At 35.1% G+C, this 22,948-nt stretch carries 22 protein-coding genes; 18 read left to right on the top strand and 4 right to left on the bottom strand.

Annotated features, from left to right (window positions below):
* The first annotated feature begins 244 nt into the window (after positions 1-244).
* The 9 genes from lysA to AR685_RS09880 all read left to right on the top strand — a co-directional run bounded on the left by lysA (position 245) and on the right by AR685_RS09880 (position 10,716).
* Positions 245-1,444: a diaminopimelate decarboxylase gene (lysA, locus tag AR685_RS09840; protein ID WP_185095992.1), complete on the top strand. Its 1,200-nt coding sequence runs from the start codon at positions 245-247 to the stop codon at positions 1,442-1,444.
* 344 nt (positions 1,445-1,788) lie between these two features.
* Positions 1,789-3,033, top strand: a complete 1,245-nt coding sequence (locus AR685_RS09845; RefSeq protein ID WP_059124438.1) for an MFS transporter — start codon at positions 1,789-1,791, stop codon at positions 3,031-3,033.
* A 116-nt stretch (positions 3,034-3,149) separates the two neighbouring features.
* The gene (locus tag AR685_RS09850) at positions 3,150-3,890 is read left to right on the top strand and encodes an energy transducer TonB (RefSeq protein WP_165592805.1); all 741 of its coding nucleotides are present in this window, start codon (positions 3,150-3,152) and stop codon (positions 3,888-3,890) included.
* A 115-nt stretch (positions 3,891-4,005) separates the two neighbouring features.
* Complete coding sequence (gene miaB / locus AR685_RS09855) at positions 4,006-5,442, top strand: tRNA (N6-isopentenyl adenosine(37)-C2)-methylthiotransferase MiaB (protein WP_047443481.1); 1,437 nt, start codon at positions 4,006-4,008, stop codon at positions 5,440-5,442.
* 31 nt (positions 5,443-5,473) lie between these two features.
* Positions 5,474-5,905 carry a hypothetical protein gene (locus tag AR685_RS09860; protein ID WP_059124440.1) on the top strand — a complete coding sequence of 144 codons (432 nt, stop codon included), beginning with the start codon at positions 5,474-5,476 and terminating at the stop codon, positions 5,903-5,905.
* 83 nt (positions 5,906-5,988) lie between these two features.
* On the top strand, positions 5,989-7,272 hold the full coding sequence (locus AR685_RS09865) for a sigma-54 interaction domain-containing protein (protein ID WP_059124441.1): 1,284 nt from the start codon (positions 5,989-5,991) through the stop codon (positions 7,270-7,272).
* A 27-nt stretch (positions 7,273-7,299) separates the two neighbouring features.
* Entirely contained in the window at positions 7,300-8,001 is a 702-nt protein-coding gene (locus tag AR685_RS09870) for a hypothetical protein (protein ID WP_059124442.1), read from the top strand.
* Between the two features lie 17 nt (positions 8,002-8,018).
* On the top strand, positions 8,019-8,543 hold the full coding sequence (lptE, locus tag AR685_RS09875) for an LPS assembly lipoprotein LptE (protein ID WP_052187795.1): 525 nt from the start codon (positions 8,019-8,021) through the stop codon (positions 8,541-8,543).
* Position 8,544: 1 nt separating this feature from the next.
* Positions 8,545-10,716, top strand: a complete 2,172-nt coding sequence (locus AR685_RS09880; protein WP_059124443.1) for a hypothetical protein — start codon at positions 8,545-8,547, stop codon at positions 10,714-10,716.
* A 58-nt stretch (positions 10,717-10,774) separates the two neighbouring features.
* On the opposite strand, the gene AR685_RS09885 is transcribed toward AR685_RS09880, so the two are convergent.
* The 4 genes from AR685_RS09885 to AR685_RS09900 form a co-directional block, all read right to left on the bottom strand.
* Entirely contained in the window at positions 10,775-11,386 is a 612-nt protein-coding gene (locus AR685_RS09885) for a DUF4126 domain-containing protein (protein WP_059124444.1), read from the bottom strand.
* A gap of 171 nt (positions 11,387-11,557) precedes the next feature.
* Entirely contained in the window at positions 11,558-11,932 is a 375-nt protein-coding gene (rnpA, locus tag AR685_RS09890) for a ribonuclease P protein component (RefSeq protein WP_047443487.1), read from the bottom strand.
* Entirely contained in the window at positions 11,919-12,656 is a 738-nt protein-coding gene (locus AR685_RS09895; RefSeq protein ID WP_059124445.1) for a ThiF family adenylyltransferase, read from the bottom strand. Before AR685_RS09895 ends, rnpA begins: the two co-directional genes overlap by 14 nt.
* A complete protein-coding gene (locus AR685_RS09900; protein WP_059124446.1) occupies positions 12,649-13,275 on the bottom strand; it encodes a TatD family hydrolase in 627 nt (208 codons plus the stop codon). The genes AR685_RS09895 and AR685_RS09900 overlap by 8 nt, the downstream gene beginning before the upstream one ends.
* A 95-nt stretch (positions 13,276-13,370) precedes the next feature.
* On the opposite strand from AR685_RS09900, the gene AR685_RS09905 reads away from it, so the two are divergent.
* The 9 genes from AR685_RS09905 to AR685_RS09945 all read left to right on the top strand — a co-directional run bounded on the left by AR685_RS09905 (position 13,371) and on the right by AR685_RS09945 (position 22,797).
* Entirely contained in the window at positions 13,371-14,000 is a 630-nt protein-coding gene (locus tag AR685_RS09905; RefSeq protein WP_047443765.1) for a TetR/AcrR family transcriptional regulator, read from the top strand.
* Between the two features lie 97 nt (positions 14,001-14,097).
* Entirely contained in the window at positions 14,098-15,093 is a 996-nt protein-coding gene (locus AR685_RS09910; RefSeq protein WP_059124447.1) for an outer membrane protein assembly factor BamD, read from the top strand.
* Between the two features lie 41 nt (positions 15,094-15,134).
* Positions 15,135-15,458 (top strand): DNA-directed RNA polymerase subunit omega, encoded by a 324-nt coding sequence (locus tag AR685_RS09915; protein WP_047443491.1) that lies wholly within the window; start codon positions 15,135-15,137, stop codon positions 15,456-15,458.
* 124 nt (positions 15,459-15,582) lie between these two features.
* Entirely contained in the window at positions 15,583-16,785 is a 1,203-nt protein-coding gene (coaBC, locus tag AR685_RS09920; RefSeq protein ID WP_059124448.1) for a bifunctional phosphopantothenoylcysteine decarboxylase/phosphopantothenate--cysteine ligase CoaBC, read from the top strand.
* A gap of 35 nt (positions 16,786-16,820) precedes the next feature.
* The gene (locus AR685_RS09925) at positions 16,821-17,720 is read left to right on the top strand and encodes a DUF4835 family protein (protein ID WP_047443493.1); all 900 of its coding nucleotides are present in this window, start codon (positions 16,821-16,823) and stop codon (positions 17,718-17,720) included.
* Positions 17,721-17,789: 69 nt separating this feature from the next.
* Positions 17,790-19,439, top strand: a complete 1,650-nt coding sequence (locus AR685_RS09930) for a DNA repair protein RecN (RefSeq protein ID WP_059124449.1) — start codon at positions 17,790-17,792, stop codon at positions 19,437-19,439.
* A 21-nt stretch (positions 19,440-19,460) separates the two neighbouring features.
* Positions 19,461-20,432, top strand: a complete 972-nt coding sequence (locus tag AR685_RS09935) for a tetratricopeptide repeat protein (protein ID WP_131777612.1) — start codon at positions 19,461-19,463, stop codon at positions 20,430-20,432.
* An 80-nt stretch (positions 20,433-20,512) separates the two neighbouring features.
* Positions 20,513-21,976, top strand: coding sequence for a DUF5687 family protein (locus AR685_RS09940; protein ID WP_059124450.1), 1,464 nt, complete (start codon positions 20,513-20,515; stop codon positions 21,974-21,976).
* 77 nt (positions 21,977-22,053) lie between these two features.
* On the top strand, positions 22,054-22,797 hold the full coding sequence (locus AR685_RS09945) for an ABC transporter ATP-binding protein (RefSeq protein WP_059124451.1): 744 nt from the start codon (positions 22,054-22,056) through the stop codon (positions 22,795-22,797).
* Positions 22,798-22,948 lie beyond the last annotated feature (151 nt).

The following is a 22,948-nucleotide window of genomic DNA, read 5'->3' on the forward strand; positions in this document are numbered from 1 at the left end:
TATCATTAAATACATTTTTATTTGAAGAAAATGCTTTTCAAATTCAATTTCTCAAAATAAATAGTATTTTTGCAAAAGAATTAAAAATAGCAATGCAAAATTTTAAACAAAAACAAACTGGAAAAAAGGGAGCTGTAAAGTTTTCAAAGGTTTGGAATACCTAAAAGAGTAGCCTTGCATACAAATAATTATTGTGGCAGACTCTTTTCGAAGAATCTGCCTTTTTTTATGTTAAATTAAAATTATGAACTCAAAAGAATTATTAAAGATTGCCCAGGATTTTGGCACGCCGGTGTATGTTTACGACGCTGAATCTATTAAAACTCAATACGAAAAACTTACATCTTCTTTTTTAAAACACACTAAGTTTTTTTATGCTGCAAAAGCTTTAACAAACATTAATATTTTAAAATACATAAAGAATTTAGGCGCTTCTCTAGATTGTGTGTCAATCAGTGAGGTGAAGTTGGGTTTGAAAGCAGGTTTTACTAAAGAAAGAATATTATTCACTCCCAATTGTGTTGACTTGGCTGAAATTGAAGAAGCAATGCAGCACGGAGTTCATATCAATATCGACAATATCTCTATTCTTGAACAGTTTGGAAACAAATTCGGGAATACATATCCAATTTTTGTACGAATCAATCCGCATATTTACGCTGGAGGAAACCATAAAATATCAACTGGACATATTGATTCAAAATTCGGCATTTCTATTCACCAGATGCGTCACATCGAAAGAGTGATGAAAAGCACCAACCTGAATGTTGAAGGGCTTCACATGCATACCGGAAGTGAAATAAAAGATCCTGAAGTGTTTTTGCAGGCTCTTGAAATCATGCTTGAGTTGTCTGAACATTTTCCAAATCTTAAATACCTGGATATGGGAAGCGGTTTCAAAATTCCTTATCAGGAAAGCGACATGGAAACTGACGTGAAAGCTTTAGGTAAAAAAGTGGAGAAAGCGATTGCTGATTTTTCAAAAGAAACTGGAAAGAAATTCGAGCTGTGGTTTGAACCTGGAAAATTTTTGGTTGGAAAATGCGGTTATTTGTTGGTAAAAGCGAATGTGATCAAACAAACTACAGCAACTGTTTTTGTTGGAGTTAATTCAGGATTCAATCATTTGATTCGCCCGATGTTTTATGATTCTTACCATACCATCGAAAACTTATCAAACCCAAAAGGTGCCGAAAGAATTTATACGGTTGTAGGAAACATCTGCGAAACTGATACTTTTGCCTGGGATAGAAAACTGAATGAGGTGAGAGAGGGAGATATTTTGGCATTCCACACGGCAGGTGCTTACGGTTTTGAAATGAGCACAAACTTTAATTCAAGATTGAAACCTGCTGAAGTTCTTTTCCTTGACGGAAAGGCTCACTTAATTAGAAAAAGAGATGAATTTGAAGATCTTTTGAGAAATCAGATTGAAGTTTTATAAATTTAATAAATAGGTATTTTTGGTAATAAAAAATCTGTCGCTTTGAACTTTCAAGGTATTTCATAGATTGTGAAAATAAAGTGCTTAAATAACTACAAAAAACTCCGTAAGAAATTGCGGAGTTTTTTTTTGGTTATATGCTTAAGATGAGATGGTCTTAATGCTTCAGTTTGAAACTTTAATAATTAAATGACTAAATTTGCCTTTCTGATTAAAAAATAAATTCAGAGATGAATGAAGTTTTAAAACAAAAAATCAATGCGACAGAAATCTTTTAGTACCAAAATTTTCTACCATAAAAATATTTGTACCGCTATTAATCTCAAAACTATAATATTATTGTAATGAATAATTCCTTAAAAAAATTCTATGTCATTGCATGGGTATTTGGTCTTGTATTTTATTTTTTAGATTATGTGGTTAGGGCTGCTCCTGCAGTGATGATCCCGGAATTGGTCAGTAATTTTAAAACGACCGAGCTGAAACTGATCAGTATGGTAGGAACCTATTATTATACGTATTCTACCTGTAGTTTGATTGCAGGAATTGCTTTAGATAAATTTGGAGGAAAACGATCTCTATTCGCTGGATGCCTGATTTTAGGAGTAGGATGTTTATTATTCCTCATCTCAAGTCAGACTGCAGGGATTACCGGAAGATTGCTTCAGGGGGCAGGGTGTGCTTTTGCATTTCCGGGCTGTGTATATCTTGCGAGTAAAGGTTTTTCATCAAAATCTTTGGCTACAGCCATTGGAGCAACACAATGCATTGGAATGTTGGGTGGGACCGCCGGGCAGTTCTTAGTAGGGCCTTGGGTAGAAGATGGAATTAATATCAACAGTTTCTGGCTTTGGTCGGGAATACTAACCGTAATTACAGCGGTTTTACTTTATCTTTTCACTCCAAAAGACGGTCAGTCTGATGAGTCGGAAGAAAAACCACACCAGTCGGTAGGATATTTAGAAACGTATAAAGTTGTTTTTAAAAATCCACAATCTTGGCTGTGTGGAATTATTTCAGGGCTTCTATTTGCTCCGACGACTATTTTTGCGATGACCTGGGCCGTTGCTTTTTTTGAAAAAGACAAACAGTTTCTCTTCCGTGAGGCAACAATAACCAGTGCAATGGTCGCGTTCGGTTGGGCTTTTGGTTGTCCGCTGTTAGGTTTAATTACGGATAAAATAGGCCGTAGAAAACCTGTTTTAATAGGGGGGGCTCTATTAATGATTTTAAGTTTTCTTCAAATGATTTATCTTCCGGATTTGTATGCTGCAAAAATCAGTATGTTCATTTTTGGAGTTGGTTCGGGGGCTGCCATGATCCCGTATTCTGTTATTAAGGAGACGAATCCGGATTACGTGAAAGGGAGCGCAACGGGAGCAATCAATTTTATCACTTTTGGAGTTACCACTCTGCTCAGTCCCGTCTTCAGCAGGTGGTTTGGAAAAAGTTTAGATTCGGCTTCAGGAAATTTGCATTTCGAACATTCCGTTTTGTTTTGGGTTGCGGGAATAGTATTGGCGATTTTAATTTCATTCCTGTTAAAGGAAACGGGGACTAAGGTTAAAAATCAAACCGTAACAGCTTAAAAATTTTAATTAAATAAATGTGAATAAAACTTTACACTCATGTGTGAAGTTTTTCTTTTGTCTCAATAGGCTAATTTTTATATTTGCTAAAATTTACAAAGCCACCAATGATGATCATGATAAAGAAACTCATAGTATTTTCTGCACTAACCCTGGTTTCTATTATTCTATCTGCGCAAGTTGCTCAACCTTTATATTATTATCCTCATGGTCATGAACCGTATGAAGGAGGAGACAAGGAGTTCTATAAGGACTTTCACCAGATACTTGTAGATAACAAAATGGAGCCCTGCGAAAATAAAAACGAACTTTATCTTCTTAAAGTAATCGTAACCGAAGAGGGTTCTGTAAAATATCTAAAAGATGAGATGAACTCTGGGATGGCTGAAAAGAATAAATGTGCCTATAATCTGGGTCTTCAGGTTTTAAAATATATGGATAAATGGAAGCCTCTGGAGATTGATGGCGTGAAAAAACAGGGTGTTGCCAGTTATCATATCTTCCCAGATGCCTTATTTGAAAATTATAAAGAGGGATATTCGGTTGAATCTGAACCTGCTTTGCTTGAAGGTTTACCTGATGGAATTAATAAATTTCGTTCGGAAGTGGTTAAAAAGATTGATCTGGATGGTTTTCAATGGAAACAGAGTTTCAAGATGGTCGCTCTTTTTACAGTAAATACTGAGGGTGTAATTGAAGATATAACGCTGGAAAACTCTTCAGGAGTTCCTGATTTTGATAAAAGAATAATCAGCGGTATTAAGAATGTTAAGAAAAAATGGAGTCCGGCAAAAATTCATGGTGTTCCGGTAAGGTATAGATTCAGGCTTCCGTTGAGTTTTGGGAATCCAAGTTAAACTCCTGCCATTCTGTCACAATATTTTGTATCTTTGCAAATTCAACGAATTTAAAATTTTTGAGTTCAATTTATTTTGAAACTAATTTATTTTAAACCTAAAATACAGACTTACCGTGCAGGAAAAATATATAGACGAAACCAAACAAGGAGAAGCTTTTGCTATTGCAGAGAAAACCGGAAATTCTAAAAAACTGTTTTTAGAAAGTTATGGCTGTCAGATGAATTTCTCTGATTCTGAAATTGTTGCTTCTATTTTGAATGACCAGGGTTACAATACAACTCTGAAAGTTGAAGAAGCAGATTTAATTTTATTAAATACATGTTCCATTCGTGAAAAAGCTGAGCAGACTGTGAGAATGCGTCTGGCACAGTTTAAAAACCTAAAGAAAGAAAGACCCAATATGACAGTTGGTGTTTTAGGTTGTATGGCTGAAAGGCTTAAAACTAAATTTCTAGAGGAAGAACAGCTGGTGGATTTAGTCGTTGGCCCAGATGCATACAGAGACTTACCGAACCTTTTAAAAGAAACCGAAGACGGAAGAGATGCTATTAATGTAATTCTTTCCAAAGAAGAAACATATGCAGACATCAATCCTGTTCGTTTGGGAGGAAATGGCGTAACTGCTTTTGTGACGATTACCCGTGGTTGCGACAATATGTGTACCTTCTGTGTAGTTCCGTTTACAAGAGGGAGAGAAAGAAGCCGTGATCCTCATTCAATATTAGAAGAGTGTAAAAGCCTTTGGGAAAGCGGTTACAAAGAAATCACCCTTCTCGGACAAAATGTTGACTCGTATCTGTGGTACGGTGGTGGTCCAAAGAAAGATTTTGCCAAAGCTTCAGAGATGCAGAAAGCTACCGCTGTAGACTTTTCAAAACTTCTTGATTCAGTTGCCAAAGCTGTTCCTCAGATGAGAATCAGATTTTCAACATCGAATCCTCAGGATATGAGTCTGGATGTATTCAGAACAATGGCGAAACATGACAACATCTGCAATTATTGCCACTTACCGGTTCAGAGCGGAAGCAACAGAATGCTTGAAGCCATGAACAGACAGCATACCCGTGAAGAATATTTAGAATTAATAAGAAAAGCGAAAGAGATCGTTCCCGATATTTCGTTTTCCCAGGATATGATCATCGGTTTCTGTAATGAGACTGAAGAAGATCACCAGGATACCTTAAGCCTGATGAGAGAAGTAGAGTATGACTATGGTTATATGTTCTCCTACTCCGAGAGACCAGGAACTCCGGCTCACAAAAAAATGGAAGACAATATCCCCGCTGATGTGAAACAGAGACGTTTGGCAGAAGTGATTGCTTTGCAGGGCGAATTGTCAAGAAAAAGAATGGAAGGCTACGTAGGTAGAGTTCACAGTGTCTTGATTGAAGGAATTTCCAAGAAAAATAAAAATCAATGGAAAGGCAGAAATTCTCAAAACGCAGTCTGTGTTTTCGATATGCTTGAAGGTCAGAAATTAGGTGACATTGTGGATGTTTTTGTATTTGATAACACACAGGGCACACTTTTAGGGGAAACTGTGAAATAATTATTTATTACAATATAACCACAGATTTATAATGGAAAAACTTCAGAAATACTGCCTCAGTGTTATATTGGTCATTATTTACAGCAATGTTTCAGCTCATATCAATACAGAAACGGCCGAAAATATAGGTTGTGAAAAACTCCGTCAACTATGTAACAAGTTGCTTTCGGAAGATGTTGATGATTCTATACTGTTTTCTAACCTTAATAAAGAAAGTAAGTATTTTGAATTAAATCAGAAACATCAAACTATTCATGCTGTTGGGAAGAAAAATTCGAAATTACAAAAAAACAATACAGATAGTTTCCTATCGAGTTGTTTTGAATTTGACAAATACGATAAAGCTTTAGAAGACTTCGAAAAACAAACCAAGCAGAATGGTTTTGCCGAAAAAATAAATTTTAAAAATAAATTTGCTAAAGTTAGAAATAAAGATGATTTAGATTTAAAAACTAGGACTTAGAAACGTTACGATGAGGGTCATGAATGAACCTGGTACTCATCAATTTCAAAATCTTTAATTTTTTTAATCTTTAAATCAAGAAAATGGCAGACTTACAATCTATAAAAGCACGTTTTGGTATCATAGGAAATTTTCCTGCGCTCAACCGTGCTCTCGAAAAATCTATACAAGTGGCACCTACCGATATTTCCGTTTTGGTTATCGGGGAAAGTGGCGTAGGGAAAGAATTTATCCCCAAAATTATTCATTCAGAATCAAAAAGAAAGCATCAGCCTTATATTGTTGTCAATTGTGGAGCAATTCCTGAAGGAACAATCGACTCAGAACTTTTCGGGCACGAAAAAGGGGCTTTTACAGGTGCCACAGCAACCAGAAAAGGGTATTTTGAAGTCGCAGACGGTGGAACGATATTCTTGGATGAGGTGGGTGAACTGCCTTTGCAAACACAAGTTCGTTTGTTGAGAGTTTTAGAAAGCGGTGAATTTATGAAAGTGGGTTCTTCGCAGGTTCAGAAAACCAATGTACGAATTGTTGCGGCAACCAATGTCAATATGATGAAGGCAATTCAAGACAGCAGATTCCGTGAGGATTTGTTTTACCGTTTGAATACGGTACAAATTGATATGCCGGCACTGAGAGAAAGAAAGGGTGATATTCATTTGCTTTTCAGGAAATTCGCGATCGATTTTGCCGAAAAATACAGAATGCCCGAGTTGCAACTTGAGGCAAGTGCAGTTCATTATATCGAAAATTACGCATTCCCCGGAAATGTGCGACAGCTGAGAAATCTGGTAGAGCAGATGACGGTTGTAGAAACCGACCGAAGTGTTACGGTAGCTAAATTGGCAGAATACATCCCGATGGATTCTCATTTACCGATGGTTGTGAATCATCCGAATGCACAAAAACAAACCGATTTTGGAAACGAAAGAGAAATCATGTACAAAATTCTCTTTGACATGAGAAATGATATTAATGATTTAAAATCCTTAACTTCGGAATTGATAAAAAACAGGGGAACGGCAGATTTAAGCAATCAGGAAAAAAATCTGATAAATAGAATTTACACTCCAGAACCACAGTCAAATGCAAGCCCGAACTCTTTACTGTTTTTTGAAAATAATAATAACCAAAATGTTCAGAACCCAACAATAATTTCAAATTCTGATGATCATTACGAAGATTTTGAAGACATTGAGGTAGAAGAAAACAGACCCGAATCTTTATCGCTTCAAAATAATGAGAAAGATTTAATTATCAAAGCATTAGAAAAGCATAATGGGAGAAGGAACAGAGCAGCAGATGAGCTTGGTATCTCACAGAGAACACTGTACAGAAAAATAAAACAATATAACTTAGAAGACTAAATCAATAAACATTAAATCAAAAAAATTATGAACGTAAATTTTACCGCAAAACCAATCAATTTTAAGTTGGGAGAGTACATGAGCAAAGGTTTTGAACTCCTAAAAAAAGATTTCGGAAATATTTTTGTAGCATTTTTATGCTGCTTTGTAATGGCGATTATCCCATTCTGCGGAATGTTGGGTGCCGGAAATTTCTATCTGTACCTTAGAAAACTAAATAAAGGGCAACAGGCAAGTCCGGGGGAAATCTTTAATTTTGACAGATTTATGCCATATTTTATTCTTCAGTTAATCGTTATTGGAGGTATTATTGCGCTTTATATTCCTTTAGGCATCGTCATGATTACAGCAGGAGCTTTAGCTGGTGACGAACCGGCAGCATGGGTTTCTGTGATCATGATTCCTTATGTTATCTTTATGTATGCTGCAATTTTCTACTTTGTGTTAAAAGGGTTTTATATTCCCGCATTGATTTCATTTAAAAATGTGACAGATATTAAAACTGCCTGGAATGCGTCAAAAATCATGACTAAAGATAATTTACTGTCGATCTTTTTGTTCTCATTGGTAGTGGGAATACTTTCTCAAATTGGTGTTATCGCTTGTGGTATTGGTTTACTTGCTACATTACCATTCATGTATGTTGCGAATTATTTTGCTTACGAAGATGCAATTACGCAGATCGAGCACGACGAGATTTCAGAGATTGGAATCCAAGAAAAATATTAAGATTTAAATACTTTGTAATGAGTCAGCTGAAAAACTTCTTTCTTTTAATTATTTGTATCGGATTTTTAAATTCCTGCTATACCTTTACAGGTTCGTCATTAACTGATGAAAAGACTGTGCAGATTAACGAATTTCCAAATAATTCTGCATTGGTAAACCCAACGCTGTCACAGCAGTTTTCAACAGATATTCAAAACCGATTTTTACAGCGTACAACTCTCAAAGGAACAAAACAAAACCCTGATATTCTGATTGAAGGTGAAATCACAGACTATTCGATTACTCCTACTACAATTAGTTCCACAACTCAGCCTACATCAGCTGGAGGAGTTATTCAGGAATCTCAAAACAAACTGACGATTACCGTAAAAGTTCATTACGAAAACAAACTGCATCCGGATGTAAGTTTTGACAGAACTTATTCTGATGAAGCAGTTTTTAACAGCAGTTTGTCTCAAAGTGCAATCGAAACTTCTCAAGTGAAAATTGCAACCGACAGAATTATCAACAAAATATTTAACGACATCGTAGCGAATTGGTAAGATGATGAATACTAGAGTTTTAGAATTATTAAGAAATCCGAAAAATATTCAGCCAGAAGATCTGCATCTTTTGAAGGAGGAAATTAATTCTTTCCCCTATATTCAAAATATCAGAGCCCTGCATCTTTACGGGGTGCATCTCTATGATAAAGACAATTATCAGAAAGCGCTTTCTTCAACAGCAGCTTATACGACAGATAAAAAAATACTGTATCAGCTGATTAACGGTAAAATTCAGCAAGTTAAACCTGTAGTCATTGTAGAAAAACAGGAAATCACTCCTGAAACAATTATTGCAAATCAAGTTGTTGAAACTAAAGTTGCGGGAAATGAAAATCTTCAGGAAGAAATCGCTGTGAGAAAAGAAGCCAGGAGTTTCTCAGATCATGATTATGAAGCTGCTTCTGAAGGATTAATCGCCGACAAACCTGAAATCAAACATTTGGTTGTAAAAGGCGAGAGAAACAGGATTTTATTCGAAGGCGAAGAAAATTTTCTGGATGAAGATCATAATGAAACCATTGATCTTGAATCTACATTAGAATCTGGTGTGATTGTAACGCACAAATCTGTTTCCAATCAAAACCTTAGTGAAACTGATGGAATACATGCAATTGTTGCGGAAGAATTAGCCGGAACATCTTCAGAAAGCGAAGCTGAGCAAGTTCATGCCCTGCCGAAAACGCAGGTTGAGGAAATTGCTGATAATGCCGAATTAAACTTAGAAGAAACGATATCTGAATCTGATGTAGATAAAGAAGCAGTAATAACAGAAGCTCCAAAGTCTGAAATTATTATTAACGAGGATCAGATAGATTCGAAAAATATTTCAGAAAAAGTAAATAAAGAATCTGAAATAAGCTTTCAGAAAGTTGAATCTTTCCCAACTGAAACCGATAATCAGGTAATTGAAAGCACTCATTCTTCTTACGAATCATCGATCGTCAAAGCAAAGCAGGCTGCAGAGGTATTAAATCCGGAATTAATTATTGAAGAAGAGAAAATTGATTCTGAGCAGATTGCAGAGAAAATTAATGATGATGCAGAACTCAGCTTCCACGGAACAGATTCTTTCCTTCCGGAAGTGAAAATTGAATCCAATAAAACCACAGAAAGTTTAAGTTCTGAAACTCCAAAATCTACTATCAACAAGCATGAAGACGAAATGCGCCGTTTGATAGAAGAAGTGGAGAAAAGGATGAAATCAAAAAAAGAAAACGCTCCCGAAAAGACGGAAGAAGCTCGTGAAGAGGAAATCAGTCACGATATCAGTTTTGCAGAGACTCAGGCATTTCATGTAGGTGAAGAGCAAAAAGCAGCGGAAGAAGCTGTAGTCACGGTTGCTGAATCCATCGTAGAAGAAGATCTTGAAGAAAAGAAAGCTGCAGAAGACAATAGCCTCGAGGAAAAGGCTGCAGAAGAAAAAGCTTCAGAAGAGCAATCACAAACTCCTGTAAATTCAGGATGGAAACCGATGAGTTTTGAAGCAAGCCGTCCTGACTCTTTACTCAACAAATCCACCGAAACTCTTCAGCAAAAAGAAGAAATTCAAACAATTGAAGTAGCACCAGAAGCTGAACCGATAGTGGAAGAAATCTTGACCGAAACTCAATCAGAAACTACTGAGCGTTCTGATGAGGCTGAAGAAAAAATTACCGAACCAGAAGCAGCTCCTGATAAACAAAATGGTGAAGCTCCTGTGATGAACGTATCATTCTTCGGTTCAGATATCGCAAGTTTAGGATTGTCTTATAAATCTGATCAAAAAGAGAAAGCAGATGCCAAGGAGCAGGAAGAGAAAATTGCTCAGCAGAAAATTGACGACAGTAATGTTCCCGGATTTATCAATACTTGGCAAAGTTGGTTAAAAATCGAGCGTGAAGAAGACGCTCCAATTGATAAAACGGAGATTAAAAATAAGGTCATTGAGTCGTTTATTGAGAACAATCCTAAAATCAGTCAGTTAAGAGATGAAGTCAATTTCGTTGTAAAAGAAAAGACAGATGATATTTCTCACTTAATGACTGAGACATTGGCAAATTTGTATATCGAACAAAAATTATATTCAAAAGCCGTCAATGCATTTTTAATTTTAGCGAATAAGTTTCCAGATAGAAAAGAATATTTTGAATCAAAAGTTCAGGAAATTAAAGATAACAGAAACAAAAATTAAGTTTTGATAGAACGAACAGAAAAGCGGCAGAAATTCAATTTCTGCCGTTTCTATTTTTTTATAATTTATTGGAATTCAATTGTTTCCTGTTTTTTAACTTTCTCCAGGCTTTTCGTCCAAAAACAATAACGAGAATGAGGGTGATTACTGCGAAGATTGCTGCAATAAAGGGTGCTACCATCGCCAAAACAGACATTATTCCGGCGCCTGCAGTTTCGGTAGTTCCTACAACAGAATTCCCCAGTCCACCAGTTGTCGCTGTAGATGCGGCCCGAATTCCCGCAAATCCTGAACTGATTGTCGCAGCCGTTCCTCCGCCAGCAATTAATGCCAAAGCCCACTGTGGAAATGTTCCCAATTCGGTAAACTGACTGGCGAATAATACAGAACCGGCAATCGTTGCCATCGGTATGGAAATCGTATCGAGCAGATGATCCACAAAAGGAATATAGTATGCAAGAATTTCTGTGATCATTGCAATTCCGGTAGTAATTAGAGCAGGTAAAGTAGAGAGCCATTCAAAGCTTTCACTCATGGGGATCCAATGGAAGTAGGAAGCTAAACTTACTGCGAACATTGGTAAAAATACTCTGAAACCTGAGGCCGCAGCTAAACCGATGCCAACAAAAGCACTGAGAATATGCTGCAGATAGGGAATTTGATCTAACATTTTATTTCGTCAATTGTTTTCTTAAAGCTACAAAAAATTATAAATGTCAATCGGAATTTATCTGAGCAAATAGTTCTGCGAAACAGAAAAGATATTATTTCAATTTTTGCAGAGTAATTAAAGTACTCAGACTACAATTAAAAAATATATGCAAATCTGTAGGAATTAAGCTCAATTCTTTTTCTGCGCCTGACACAATTTAATAAACTGTGCCTCTACATCCTGAAACTTTTCAGGCAATTCAGGGGAAACCCAAAACAGCATTGCCGTAGTTTTGTCGCCGAAGCACTCTTGAAATAAATCTTTGTTCAGGCGGTAACATTCTCTTAAAAGTCTTTTGATGCGATTTCTGTGAACCGCTTTTTTAAAATATCTCTTAGAAACGGAAACGCCAAGTTTTACATTCTCTGTCAATAGCTCAGGATGATGTTTCAGAATGATAATTCTCAGATTTCCGCTGTTTTTCCATTTGCCTTTTTCGAAAAGCAAAGTGATTTCATCTTTTTTCTTGAGTTTTTCCGCTTTCGGATATTTAAAATTCTGCATCCGCCTTTTTCACTAGTTGATTGATGACTTCTGCCGCAGCATACAACCCAAAAATTGCAGGAATGAAACTTATTGTTCCGTAAAAAGACCTTTTAAAATTGCTTCCATCTGTCATTTTCAGGCTGCTTTCATCCTGAATTTCACTTGAAAAAACACATCGGATTCCTTTGTCAATTTTCTCCTTCTTAAGCCTTTTTCTCACTTGTTTGGCAAGATGGCATTCGGCAGTTTTGTGGATGTCTCTTACCATCACTTTCGAAGGGTCAGATTTTCCACCGGCTCCCATAGAGCTTACAATTTTAATTTTTCTTCGTTTCGCTGCTATGATTAAGCTCACTTTTGGAGTAATACTGTCGATACAGTCTAAAATATAATCAAATTTTCCGGCATCTAAAACTTCAGCCATCCTTTCCGGATTTAGAAATTCATTGATTTTCACCAGTTCAAGCTGCGAATTAATGTCCATCAATCTTTCTGCCACCACTTCCACTTTATGTTTTCCAACGGTTGAATGTAACGCAGGAAGCTGTCGGTTAATATTGGTAATGTCTACGGTGTCACCATCTACGATGGTCATTTTTCCAATTCCGGCTCTTGCCAGAAATTCAGCGGCGAAAGATCCTACGCCACCTAAACCTACTACTAGAACATTTGCATTATTCAATATATTAATGCCTTCTTCTTTGATCAGAAGTTCTGTTCTTTCCAGCCAAAACTTATCCATTTTTTATCGTTTCTAAATTTTCTATAATCTGTTGTTGAAGTTGTTCTATCGAAATTTTCTTAATTTCTGAAACCTTTTGATATAATTCTTTGATGTCAAAATCATCATTGTCAGTTTCTAAAAAGAGTTTATTTAAAGGAACTGTTTTCAAAGTATCCTGCAAAGATAGATGATACAAAACAGCTTTTCCAAAACTCAGATAAAAATTATTCTTCAGAAGGTCGTCAGCCACATTTTGTTTTTTATTAAAACCATGAATGATCATCGGCTGCTCAGATTTTTTTCTGAAAGAAATCACTTCGTAAAACTTTTTTACGCAATGAATGATCAAAGGTTTTTTAACCTCATTAGCCAACTGAATCTGCCTAAAAAAAACGTCCTCCTGTATTTTTATATTCACAGAAACCAAGCTATCCAGTCCACATTCTCCAATCGCAAAACAGTTTTCTGTAATGGCGGATTGTAACCAATTTATCTGATTTTCAATGCTTCCAGATTCAATGTCTTGTGGATGAATTCCTGCAGAATAATAAAAATCCAGTGCCGTTCTTTCAAACTCCAGATTATAAATTCCATATTTAATATTTTTCTTATGATGATGAAAATCAAAAAAATCCATGATCAAAAATACAATAAATTAAAGTTCAATAATAATTATTAAACGTTCGTTTATGAATGTGTTAAAAATTTCTTAACTTTACTAAAATGGCACGCATGGGAAAAAAATTTACCGAGAAGCAGATACATATCTTAGATATTGCAGAAGAACTGATAGCAAAGAAAGGCTATGAAGGCACTTCTGTACGAGATATATGTTCAAAAGCCAATATCAACGTGGCAATGATTTCTTACTATTTCGGTTCAAAAGAGAAGATGATGTCTTATCTCTACCAGTATCGTGTGCTGAAAACCAGAGAGAATTTTTCAGAATTTGCAGATACGATTAAAGATGGAAAGCCTGAAATGCAGCTGAAAGAAATGATTAAATACATCGTTTCACAGCTCTTTAAATATAATTATTTCCATGGATTTGTTACCCAGGAATTGCGTCATACAGAAAACCTTAAGGATGAACTTCTTGATTTTTATCAGCTATTTGTCAAAAAGCTGGATGATGTGATTAAGAAAGGGGTGACTTCCGGAGTTTTTACATTTACTCCGAAACCTGAAGATATTTTGACAACCATTATTGGTTCCACTCTTTTTGTGATTCGCAATAAAAATTTCTACGAACTCTATGTTCCTCACAAAGATGATGAAACTTACACCAAAGAAGCCGAAAAAAAAGTGAGAATGAATCTTTTAATGAATGTTTTTGCCGTTTTAGGATACGCAGCTGACTAATTTTGCGTTAAATAATCATAAAAAAAAATCTTTTAGCAAAAAAGTTATATTTTTGCAAATTAATAGGTCGGTAAAACCGAAAACTGTTGAATTTTATATGAAGAAATATATTTTAGGTATTTTTGCCATAGCTGTCATTTCGGCGTGCACCAGTCAGCAAGATAAAGCGATGAAAAGCGCGGATAAAACATTTATCCTGAAAGCCGCTAATGAAAATTTCGCTAAAAAGAAATGGAAAAATGCTTTGGCTCTTTACGACAGACTTCCAAATCTGGTTGCAGGTACAGATGATGCTCCAAATGTGGTTTTTAATTCTGCATATGCAAATTATTATGATAAAAATTATAAACTTGCAGGGCACCAATTCAAAAACTTTGCAGTAAGTTTTCCTCAGGATAACAGAAAAGAAGAAGCGGCTTACATGTCGGCGCTTTGTTATTATAATGGATCTATGGATTATAACTTAGACCAGTCAAGTACAGAGTTGGCCATTAATGAGTTGCAGGATTTCCTGACCAATTACCCAAATTCTGAACGATCAAAAAATATCAATACCTTAATTGATGAATTGTCGTATAAATTAGAATTCAAGGCCTACGAAAATGCTAAGCAGTATTTCAAAATGGCAGATTATAAATCTACAAGTGCAGCTTTTGAAAATGTTTTGGAAGATTTTCCAAGTACAAAACTTCGTCCGAAGATCTATGATTACATGATGAAGTCACGTTATTTGCTTGCACAAAATTCTGTATATGATCTTAAAGACGAGCGTATCGAAAGTGCATTGTCTTTCACCAGACAGGTTGAAAAAGAACTTCCAAATACGGAATATTCTAAAACAGCCGTGGATCTAAGAGAAAAGCTTGAGAAAGAAAAGAAAGATTTTGTCGTTGTGAAAAAGCAGACAGAAGCTAGAATTGCAGAACTTACAGCAAGGCAGAAAAAAGCTGCTGATAAGCTTGCAGAAGAGTCTAAGACAGAACAGCAGATCAAAGATCAGGTGTCAAATGAAAAAAAGGCAATGCAGATTCAGAGAGATAGTGCGGTGTTGCAAACACCTCCGCCGGCTGCCACTTTCAAAATCCAAAGATAATTCGTAAATTTGCCATCTTATAAATAAATAATTTTCTGAAAATGAGCGTAAAAGATACAAAAGCAGAAGTAAATACTATTACTTACGATAAAGATAAGATTGAAGATAAAGTAGGTTCAATCTATGAAGCTATTGTTATCATGGGGAAGAGAGCTGAGCAGATTAATGCAGAAATCCGTACTGAATTACACAATAAATTAGACGAATTTGCAGTTCACAATTCTACATTGGAAGAAGTTTTTGAAAACAGAGAACAGATCGAAATCTCTAAACATTACGAAAAACTTCCAAAACCAACTTCTATCGCTATCCAAGAATGGTTAGATGGTGAAGTTTACTTTAGAAAGACTGAAGAGAGAAACTAATCACTCAGGTGATTTTTATAAATGAAGGTCATAAAGAAATAATTTCTTTATGACCTTTGCTGTTACTACAGGTTTCGATTCTTAGGAAAAAAAGGAGTATTTTAGTGCTTTAAAAATAATCTACATGAATATTTCCGGAAAAAAGATTCTTATTGCTGTTTCTGGTGGAATTGCAGCCTACAAAATTCATTTGCTCATCAGAGATTTTGTGAAAAGAGGAGCAGAAGTTCAGGTCATTATGTCTCCTGATGCTGAGCATTTTGTAACGAAGTTGAGTCTTGCCACTTTATCTAAAAATCCGGTTTATACAGATTTTTATGGTGATAACGGAACATGGAACAGCCATGTAGAATTGGCACTTTGGGCAGACGTGATGATCATGGCGCCCTGCACGGCCAATACTTTAGCAAAAATGGTTCATGGTATTTGTGATAATCTGATTATTGCAACTTATATGTCTGCGAAATGTCCGGTTTTTATAGCTCCTGCAATGGATTTAGATATGTATCAACATCCGTCAACCAAACAGAATTTAGAATTGGCAGAAGATTATGGTCACTTGGTAATTCCTGCAGAAAGTGGAGAATTGGCAAGTGGATTAATCGGTCAGGGAAGAATGGCTGAGCCGGAAACTATTTCAAAAGCAGTTGAAGATTTTTTTAATTTAAATGAAAAGAAATCACTTCAAGGAAAAACAGTTTTAATAACTGCGGGACCTACGTACGAAGCAATTGATCCTGTAAGATTCATAGGAAATCATTCTTCAGGTAAAATGGGATTTTCTATTGCTGAAGAAGCGGCAAAACGTGGTGCGAAAGTTATTTTGATTTCCGGACCAAGTTCTTTGAATTCAAAAAATGAAAATATTCATCTGCATAGGGTCACTTCTGCAAAACAGATGCTTGACAAAGTATTTGAGTTCTATGATAAAATTGACATTGGAATAGCAAGCGCAGCAGTTGCCGATTATGCTCCAAAGGTTGTTGCTTCAGAAAAAATTAAGAAAAATGAAGATAGTTTTACCATTGAACTGATTAAAAATCCGGATATTCTAAAAACGATGGGGGAAAAAAAAGCACATCAGTTTCTTGTTGGGTTTGCTCTCGAAACGCAGAATGAGGAAGATAATGCAAAAGGAAAACTGGCGAAAAAAAATCTGGATATGATTGTTCTCAACTCGCTTCGCGATGAAGGTGCCGGTTTTAAGCAAGATACCAACAAGATAAAAATATTCACAAAAACACAAAAAATAGAATTTGACCTCAAATCAAAAGAAAATGTTGCAAAAGATATTCTCGATACCATTGAAGCTCAGATTCTGAAATAATTTTTATAAATTTCCGTTCTCAACATTTATAGACAATGAAAAAATATACAATACTTTTATTTCTACTCCTTTTTAATTTTAGTTTCTCTCAGGAGCTTCTGGCAACGGTTCAGGTGAATGCGCAGCAATTGGGAGGAAGTAATCAGCAGGCTTTTAAAGCATTGGAAAAAAGTCTTAGAGATTTCGTTAACAATACAAGCTGGACGGGTAAAAAACTTCAGAATTTTGAAAAAATAAAATCAAATTTTGCCATCGTTCTAAGTGAAAGAGATGGAAATAAATATAAAGGAAGTATCGTTATTCAGGCGGTGCGACCTATTTTCAGCTCTTCGTATGAATCTCCTCTTATTAATCTCCAGGACACGAAATTTGCTTTTGATTATGTTGAAAATGAGAATTTAATTTTTAATGAAAGACAGTTTTCGGGAAAAAACTTGATTGACGTTATCAGTTTTTATGTATATCTGATTTTAGGATACGACGCAGACAGTTTTCAAGCTTCTGGTGGAACACAGTGGTTTACTAAAGCACAGCAGATTGCCCAAAATTCTCAAAACCGAGGATATGAGGGTTGGGGACAGATCAATGATCCGAGAAGCCGTGCAATTTTGATTGGGGAAATTTTAAATCCTAATATGTCGCAGCTTCGTCAGACCATGTATACCTATCACAGAGCCGGCTTAGACGGAATGTTTAATCAGGATCAAACACAGTCTAAAAAGATTATTTTTGACGCGTTGATGCAGTTGAAGACCTACGAAAACTCTTTCCAGCAGAATTACTTTTTTAATACCTTCATTACGACAAAGAATGACGAAATTTTTAATATTTTCAACTCAGGAAACAATGGTGGAATCGTATTGAATGACTTAAAACAACTGATGATTATTTTTGCACCGAAGTTTACCGATACCAAATGGAATAAGTGGAGGTAAAACATATAATTCTTGAATTCCGAATTCTAAAATTTTATATTTGCAGTATAAAGAAATCTGCCACTCATCATGCTTTCGAGAATATACATTAAAAATTTTGCCCTTATTGATGCACTGGATGTGTCTTTGAAAAATGGTTTACAGGTGATTACCGGTGAAACAGGAGCCGGAAAATCTATTATTTTGGGTGCACTCCGATTGATCTTAGGAGAAAGAGCTGATGTAAAATCCATCTCAAAAGCTGAAGAAAAAAGTATTGTAGAAACGGAATTTGACCTGAATAATCAGTTCAAAAAATTCTTTATCGAAAATGATCTCGACTACGAGCATCAAACGATCATCAGACGTGAAATTTTGCCTTCTGGAAAATCGAGAGCATTTATCAATGATGTTCCCGTGACTTTGGATGTGTTGAAAGAATTAACTTCACAACTGATAGATATTCACTCGCAATTTGAAACGTCTAATCTTTTTACAGCAGACTATCAGTTTAAAATTATCGATGGACTATCAGATAATAAAAATATAATCGAAGAGTATCAGCAGGATTTTTTACAGTTTCAAAGTTTAAAAACTCAGCTTAAAAAATTCCAAATACAACTTTCTGAGAACACAAAAGAAAGTGATTACAAACAGTTTCTCTTGAACGAGCTGGAAGATTTGAAACTCGATGATGTGGATTATGACGATTTGCAGAATCAACTTTCTGTGCAGGAAAATGCGGGGATGATTTCTGAAAATATAGCGCAGATTCTCTCAAGATTTCATCAGGAAGAAATTGGGATTCTTTCATTCTTTAATGAAGCTAAAAATAAACTGTCGAAAATTGCCGATGTATCTCACTCTTTCTCTGAACTGGATGAAAGGCTGGAAGGCTCATTTCTGGAACTGAAGGATATTCTTCAGGAATTGGAAGGTGAGGCTGAAAAAATAGAGATTAATCCCGAAAATCTAGTTATACTTTCTGAGCTGAATAATAAAATCAATGCCTTATTTCTCAAACATAATGTTTCTGATCTTGATGAATTAAAAGAAATCAGAGATCAGTTAGCGGGTGAGCAACAAGGAACCGCAGAAATTGAAGCATATATTTCAGAAATTGAAATCAATATTGCTAAAAAAGAAAAATCACTTCAGTCTTCAGCCGAAAAACTTTCAAAAAACAGGAAGAAAAGTATTCCTGTTTTCATTAAAAAAGCCGAAGATTTACTGAAAAAATTAGGTCTTGAAAAAGCAAAAGTAGACATCGAATTAACCGACGTTCCTGAATTTAATCAATTTGGAAAAGAAAATATTCAGCTTTTGTTTCAGGCAAATTCTGGTTTTCCACTAAAACCGATTCAGACTGCCATTTCAGGTGGTGAAAGATCGCGTGTGATGTTGGCGGTGAAGAAAATTATTGCCGAAAGCGATATGCTTCCTACCCTTATCTTGGATGAAATTGACACCGGAGTTTCCGGAAAAGTTGCCGAAGAAATCGGAAATCTGATGCGTGAAATGTCTCAGGATATGCAGTTGATTGTTATCTCTCACTTAGCGCAGGTTGCTGCAAAAGGGAATGATAATTACAAGGTGGTAAAGGAAGATATCAACGGCAAAACCCAGTCCACCATTATCACTTTAAACGAAGAAGAAAAACTGAACGAGATTGCGCAGTTGCTTTCCGGAAGTAAGATTACAGATGCAGCGATGATGCAGGCGAAAGAATTGATTGGGTAATTTCATCATGATTTATAAATTATGAGAAAAAATTTTATTTTAATATTCTTAAGTTTATTTACTATGCTTTTTTCACAAAACAATAAACTTGAGGGTAGATGGATTTTAGATAAAGAGACTGAACTGGATGGAAATTTGTTACCTATTAATGATTTTAATTTCTCACGATATGAGGATTATAAGTTTATGAGTAATAAGATGGAGATAAGTGGAATGGAGGTGCCAGTAACTATTAGTTCAAATAAAATAAAGACTCCAGGATTAGAATTTGGGTATGAATTTAAAGATGAGTATCTTATATTGAGAAACACAAATAAAATACTTTGGCTTTTAAGACCACAAAGTTTTATTCAATTATATCCTGAATTTCAACCTAAAGAAATTAATATTGATGGTAGAATTGTCTATCACGAGAATGTAATTTTTACAGCAGATTTCAATTACAAAGGTGGATTCACAAAATACCTGCAAGACTTTTTAATGAATTATCATGATTTTCCCAATGGTAAAAATCAGTCTATAATAGAATTTGTGATAACAAAAAACTCCAAAATAGAAAATGTGAAAATATTGAAAAGTATTTCTACTGATTTTGATTCAAAATTAATTCTACATTTAAAAAAAGGCGAAAAACTATTTCAAAATTCTACGGGTACAGATGTTTTCTATAGAAAAATCAATTCTTTTATTAATGAAGATGGACCAAAATCTGGTTTATCGAAAGAAGACCGTACAGTTGTTAAAATCTTCGAAAAAGGGAATGGTTATTATTTGAAAAATGACTTTAAAAAAGCCGTTGAATCTTATGAACAGATTGGAACATTAAATTCTATAAATAACAGTATGATATTAGAAACATTATACATTAGATTGGGAGTTTCATATCTAGCTAATGAGAATTTTCCTGGTGCTTGTGAAAGTTTTAATAAAGCAGGAGGTCTTACCAATTTTAAAACCAGAAATTATATTATTAATTTTTGCAATAAAAAGTAATTTTTCATTTTAAAGCCACAGCTTCGAATTAAACTTGTAACAAAAAGTACACTATATTTACTAATGTAAAAAAGTAGACTATGTTTAAACGATTTTTGGGACTGGAGTGGAAGAGTTTTTTCAGAGGATCTTCGGTGGGTTTGAATCTTGCGATGAAGATTTTTAGAATCATTGGAATTTGCTTCTTTGTTTTCTGGTTAATCAGCATGTCTTTCATTGCCTATTTTTATGTGCAGGAAGAAATGGAGCAGGATCCACTGAAAATTATTTCTCGTTTTCTGATTATAGGATGGGTCATTGATTTGGTTTTTAAATACATGCTTCAGCAGATTCCTACGCAGAATATCAAGCCATTTTTAACGCTCAATATTCCTAAAAGAGTAGTGGTCAACTACACATTAATCAAAACATTTCTTACCCCTTTAAGCTGGTTTAATTCCATCTTTATTGTGACTTTCTGCGGGATCCTGGCGTTCAATGGATATGGTTTTTTAGGAGTTTTTGCTTGGTTTGTAGGTCTGTCATCACTGTTTTACCTTAATAATTTTCTTAATCTTTTATTCAATGATAAAGAAAATATTGCCATTGGGGTAGGGATTCTTTTGGCAGGATTATTCGCTTTAAATTACTATGAAGTTGTGCCCGTTTTGTCTTACTCGGAAACTGTTTTTTACAGCTTTTACGAGAAACCGTATTTCGCATTAATTCCCCTATTGTTATTTGCGTTACTTTGGAAAATCACTTTTAACTATATACGTAAAGGATTTTATCTTGATGAAGGTCTTGAAGCCAAAAAAGAAATTGGAAAAACCGAAAACATAGCATTTCTAAATAAATACGGCGCCATCGGAACTTTTATCAATAATGACATCAAAATGCTGAAGCGTAATAAAGTAACAAAAGGCGTCCTTATCGGAAGTTTTATGTTTCTATTCTACGGTTTGCTGATGTTTGCCAATGATTTGTACAGCACTCCGGCTTGGATGATGTTTATGGGTCTCTTCGTGACCGGCGGATTTCAGTTTACCTTCGGGCAGCGAGTTCCTGCTTTTGATAGTGCATACTACCCCTTAATGATGACGCAAAACGTTCCGTATAAAGAATACCTTAAAGCAAAATGGTGGTTAATGAATATTGTCACAGCGATTTCTATTGTGATTGCCTTATTTTATGCCTATTTTGGATGGAATGTTTATTTTGCTTTTTTTGCTGCGGGACTATATAATATTGGTGTCAATTCTCAGTTTACGCTTCTGTCTGGGGCTTATAATAAAAACCTGATTGACCTCAATGCAAAAGAAAAAAGAGTGGGACAAAAAAACACGCTCACTTTCAAAGCGCTACTTTTAGCAATTCCTAAAATGTTATTACCAATGGCAGTGTATGGAATTATGAATTATTTTTTCGGAATTTCTGCTGCCGTAATCAGTATTGCTGTTTTAGGACTTTTAGGATTTGTCTTTCGTGAAAAAATCTTCGACCTCATTATCAAAAAATACAAAACCGAGAAATACAGTACGCTTGAGGCATTTAAAAAAGATTAAGATTTAAAGAGCCATGAAAAAACTTTAAAAATCAAGTGAAAAGATATTCATCACTTAACATCAAACATCCATACAAAATGATTACAATACAAAATTTAAAAAAAACATACGGTAACGCAACCGTTCTTGATATAGAAAATTTAGAAATTACCAAAGGCGAAACGTTCGGATTGGTAGGGAATAACGGTGCTGGGAAAACAACGCTTTTCAGTTTAATGCTCGATTTGATCCAGCCGACAACAGGTTTTGTAAGTGTAGATAATATCAAAGTTAATGAATCCGAAGCTTGGAAAAATAAAGTTTCTGCATTTATCGATGAAACTTTTCTGATTGGGTATTTAACTCCTGAAGAATATTTTTATTTCATTGGTGAATTGAGAGGACAGAACAAAGCTTCTGTAGATGAATTCTTAAAGCAGTTTCATGATTTATTTAATGGGGAAATTATCAATTCGGGGAAATACGTTCGTGATCTTTCCAAAGGAAATCAGAAAAAAGTGGGAATTATAGGTGCCTTAATTGGGAAACCAGAAATCATTATTCTCGATGAGCCTTTCGCAAATCTTGATCCTTCAACGCAAATTAAACTCAAGAATATGATTCGTGATTTTGCTAAAGAAAATGGTGTTACATTTTTAATTTCAAGTCATGATCTTGCGCACACCACAGAAGTTTGCAACAGAATTGTAGTGGTAAATAAAGGTCAGGTCGTACAAGATATCCAGACTAGTCCTGAAACTTTGCAGGTTCTTGAAAAATATTTTGCTGACCAGGTGAACGCAGGGAAACAGGAAGTTATTTCTGATGAAATTACCTTGTAAATACAATAGTTGAAAAGGACAAAGAGTTAATATCATGAGCATCGGGCATAGCCCGATGTTACTGTTTGTTGTAATGGCAAAGTACTGAAAGGACGACGTCATTGCATGCAGGAGAAACAAAATATATTGTACAATAATTAATTAAAAATAT

This window comes from Chryseobacterium sp. JAH (assembly GCF_001507335.1).
Classification (GTDB): domain Bacteria; phylum Bacteroidota; class Bacteroidia; order Flavobacteriales; family Weeksellaceae; genus Chryseobacterium.

Excerpts from the sequence above, each read along its gene's own strand:
- lysA (WP_185095992.1), top strand. The coding sequence starts at position 245 with ATGAACTCAAAAGAATTATTAAAGATTGCCCAGGATTTTGGCACGCCG.
- AR685_RS09845 (WP_059124438.1), top strand. The coding sequence starts at position 1,789 with ATGAATAATTCCTTAAAAAAATTCTATGTCATTGCATGGGTATTTGGT.
- AR685_RS09850 (WP_165592805.1), top strand. The coding sequence starts at position 3,150 with ATGATAAAGAAACTCATAGTATTTTCTGCACTAACCCTGGTTTCTATT.
- AR685_RS09860 (WP_059124440.1), top strand. The coding sequence starts at position 5,474 with ATGGAAAAACTTCAGAAATACTGCCTCAGTGTTATATTGGTCATTATT.
- AR685_RS09865 (WP_059124441.1), top strand. The coding sequence starts at position 5,989 with ATGGCAGACTTACAATCTATAAAAGCACGTTTTGGTATCATAGGAAAT.
- AR685_RS09870 (WP_059124442.1), top strand. The coding sequence starts at position 7,300 with ATGAACGTAAATTTTACCGCAAAACCAATCAATTTTAAGTTGGGAGAG.
- lptE (WP_052187795.1), top strand. The coding sequence starts at position 8,019 with ATGAGTCAGCTGAAAAACTTCTTTCTTTTAATTATTTGTATCGGATTT.
- AR685_RS09880 (WP_059124443.1), top strand. The coding sequence starts at position 8,545 with ATGATGAATACTAGAGTTTTAGAATTATTAAGAAATCCGAAAAATATT.
- AR685_RS09885 (WP_059124444.1), bottom strand. The coding sequence starts at position 11,386 with ATGTTAGATCAAATTCCCTATCTGCAGCATATTCTCAGTGCTTTTGTT.
- rnpA (WP_047443487.1), bottom strand. The coding sequence starts at position 11,932 with ATGCAGAATTTTAAATATCCGAAAGCGGAAAAACTCAAGAAAAAAGAT.
- AR685_RS09895 (WP_059124445.1), bottom strand. The coding sequence starts at position 12,656 with ATGGATAAGTTTTGGCTGGAAAGAACAGAACTTCTGATCAAAGAAGAA.
- AR685_RS09900 (WP_059124446.1), bottom strand. The coding sequence starts at position 13,275 with ATGGATTTTTTTGATTTTCATCATCATAAGAAAAATATTAAATATGGA.
- AR685_RS09905 (WP_047443765.1), top strand. The coding sequence starts at position 13,371 with ATGGGAAAAAAATTTACCGAGAAGCAGATACATATCTTAGATATTGCA.
- AR685_RS09910 (WP_059124447.1), top strand. The coding sequence starts at position 14,098 with ATGAAGAAATATATTTTAGGTATTTTTGCCATAGCTGTCATTTCGGCG.
- AR685_RS09915 (WP_047443491.1), top strand. The coding sequence starts at position 15,135 with ATGAGCGTAAAAGATACAAAAGCAGAAGTAAATACTATTACTTACGAT.
- coaBC (WP_059124448.1), top strand. The coding sequence starts at position 15,583 with ATGAATATTTCCGGAAAAAAGATTCTTATTGCTGTTTCTGGTGGAATT.
- AR685_RS09925 (WP_047443493.1), top strand. The coding sequence starts at position 16,821 with ATGAAAAAATATACAATACTTTTATTTCTACTCCTTTTTAATTTTAGT.
- AR685_RS09930 (WP_059124449.1), top strand. The coding sequence starts at position 17,790 with ATGCTTTCGAGAATATACATTAAAAATTTTGCCCTTATTGATGCACTG.
- AR685_RS09935 (WP_131777612.1), top strand. The coding sequence starts at position 19,461 with ATGAGAAAAAATTTTATTTTAATATTCTTAAGTTTATTTACTATGCTT.
- AR685_RS09940 (WP_059124450.1), top strand. The coding sequence starts at position 20,513 with ATGTTTAAACGATTTTTGGGACTGGAGTGGAAGAGTTTTTTCAGAGGA.
- AR685_RS09945 (WP_059124451.1), top strand. The coding sequence starts at position 22,054 with ATGATTACAATACAAAATTTAAAAAAAACATACGGTAACGCAACCGTT.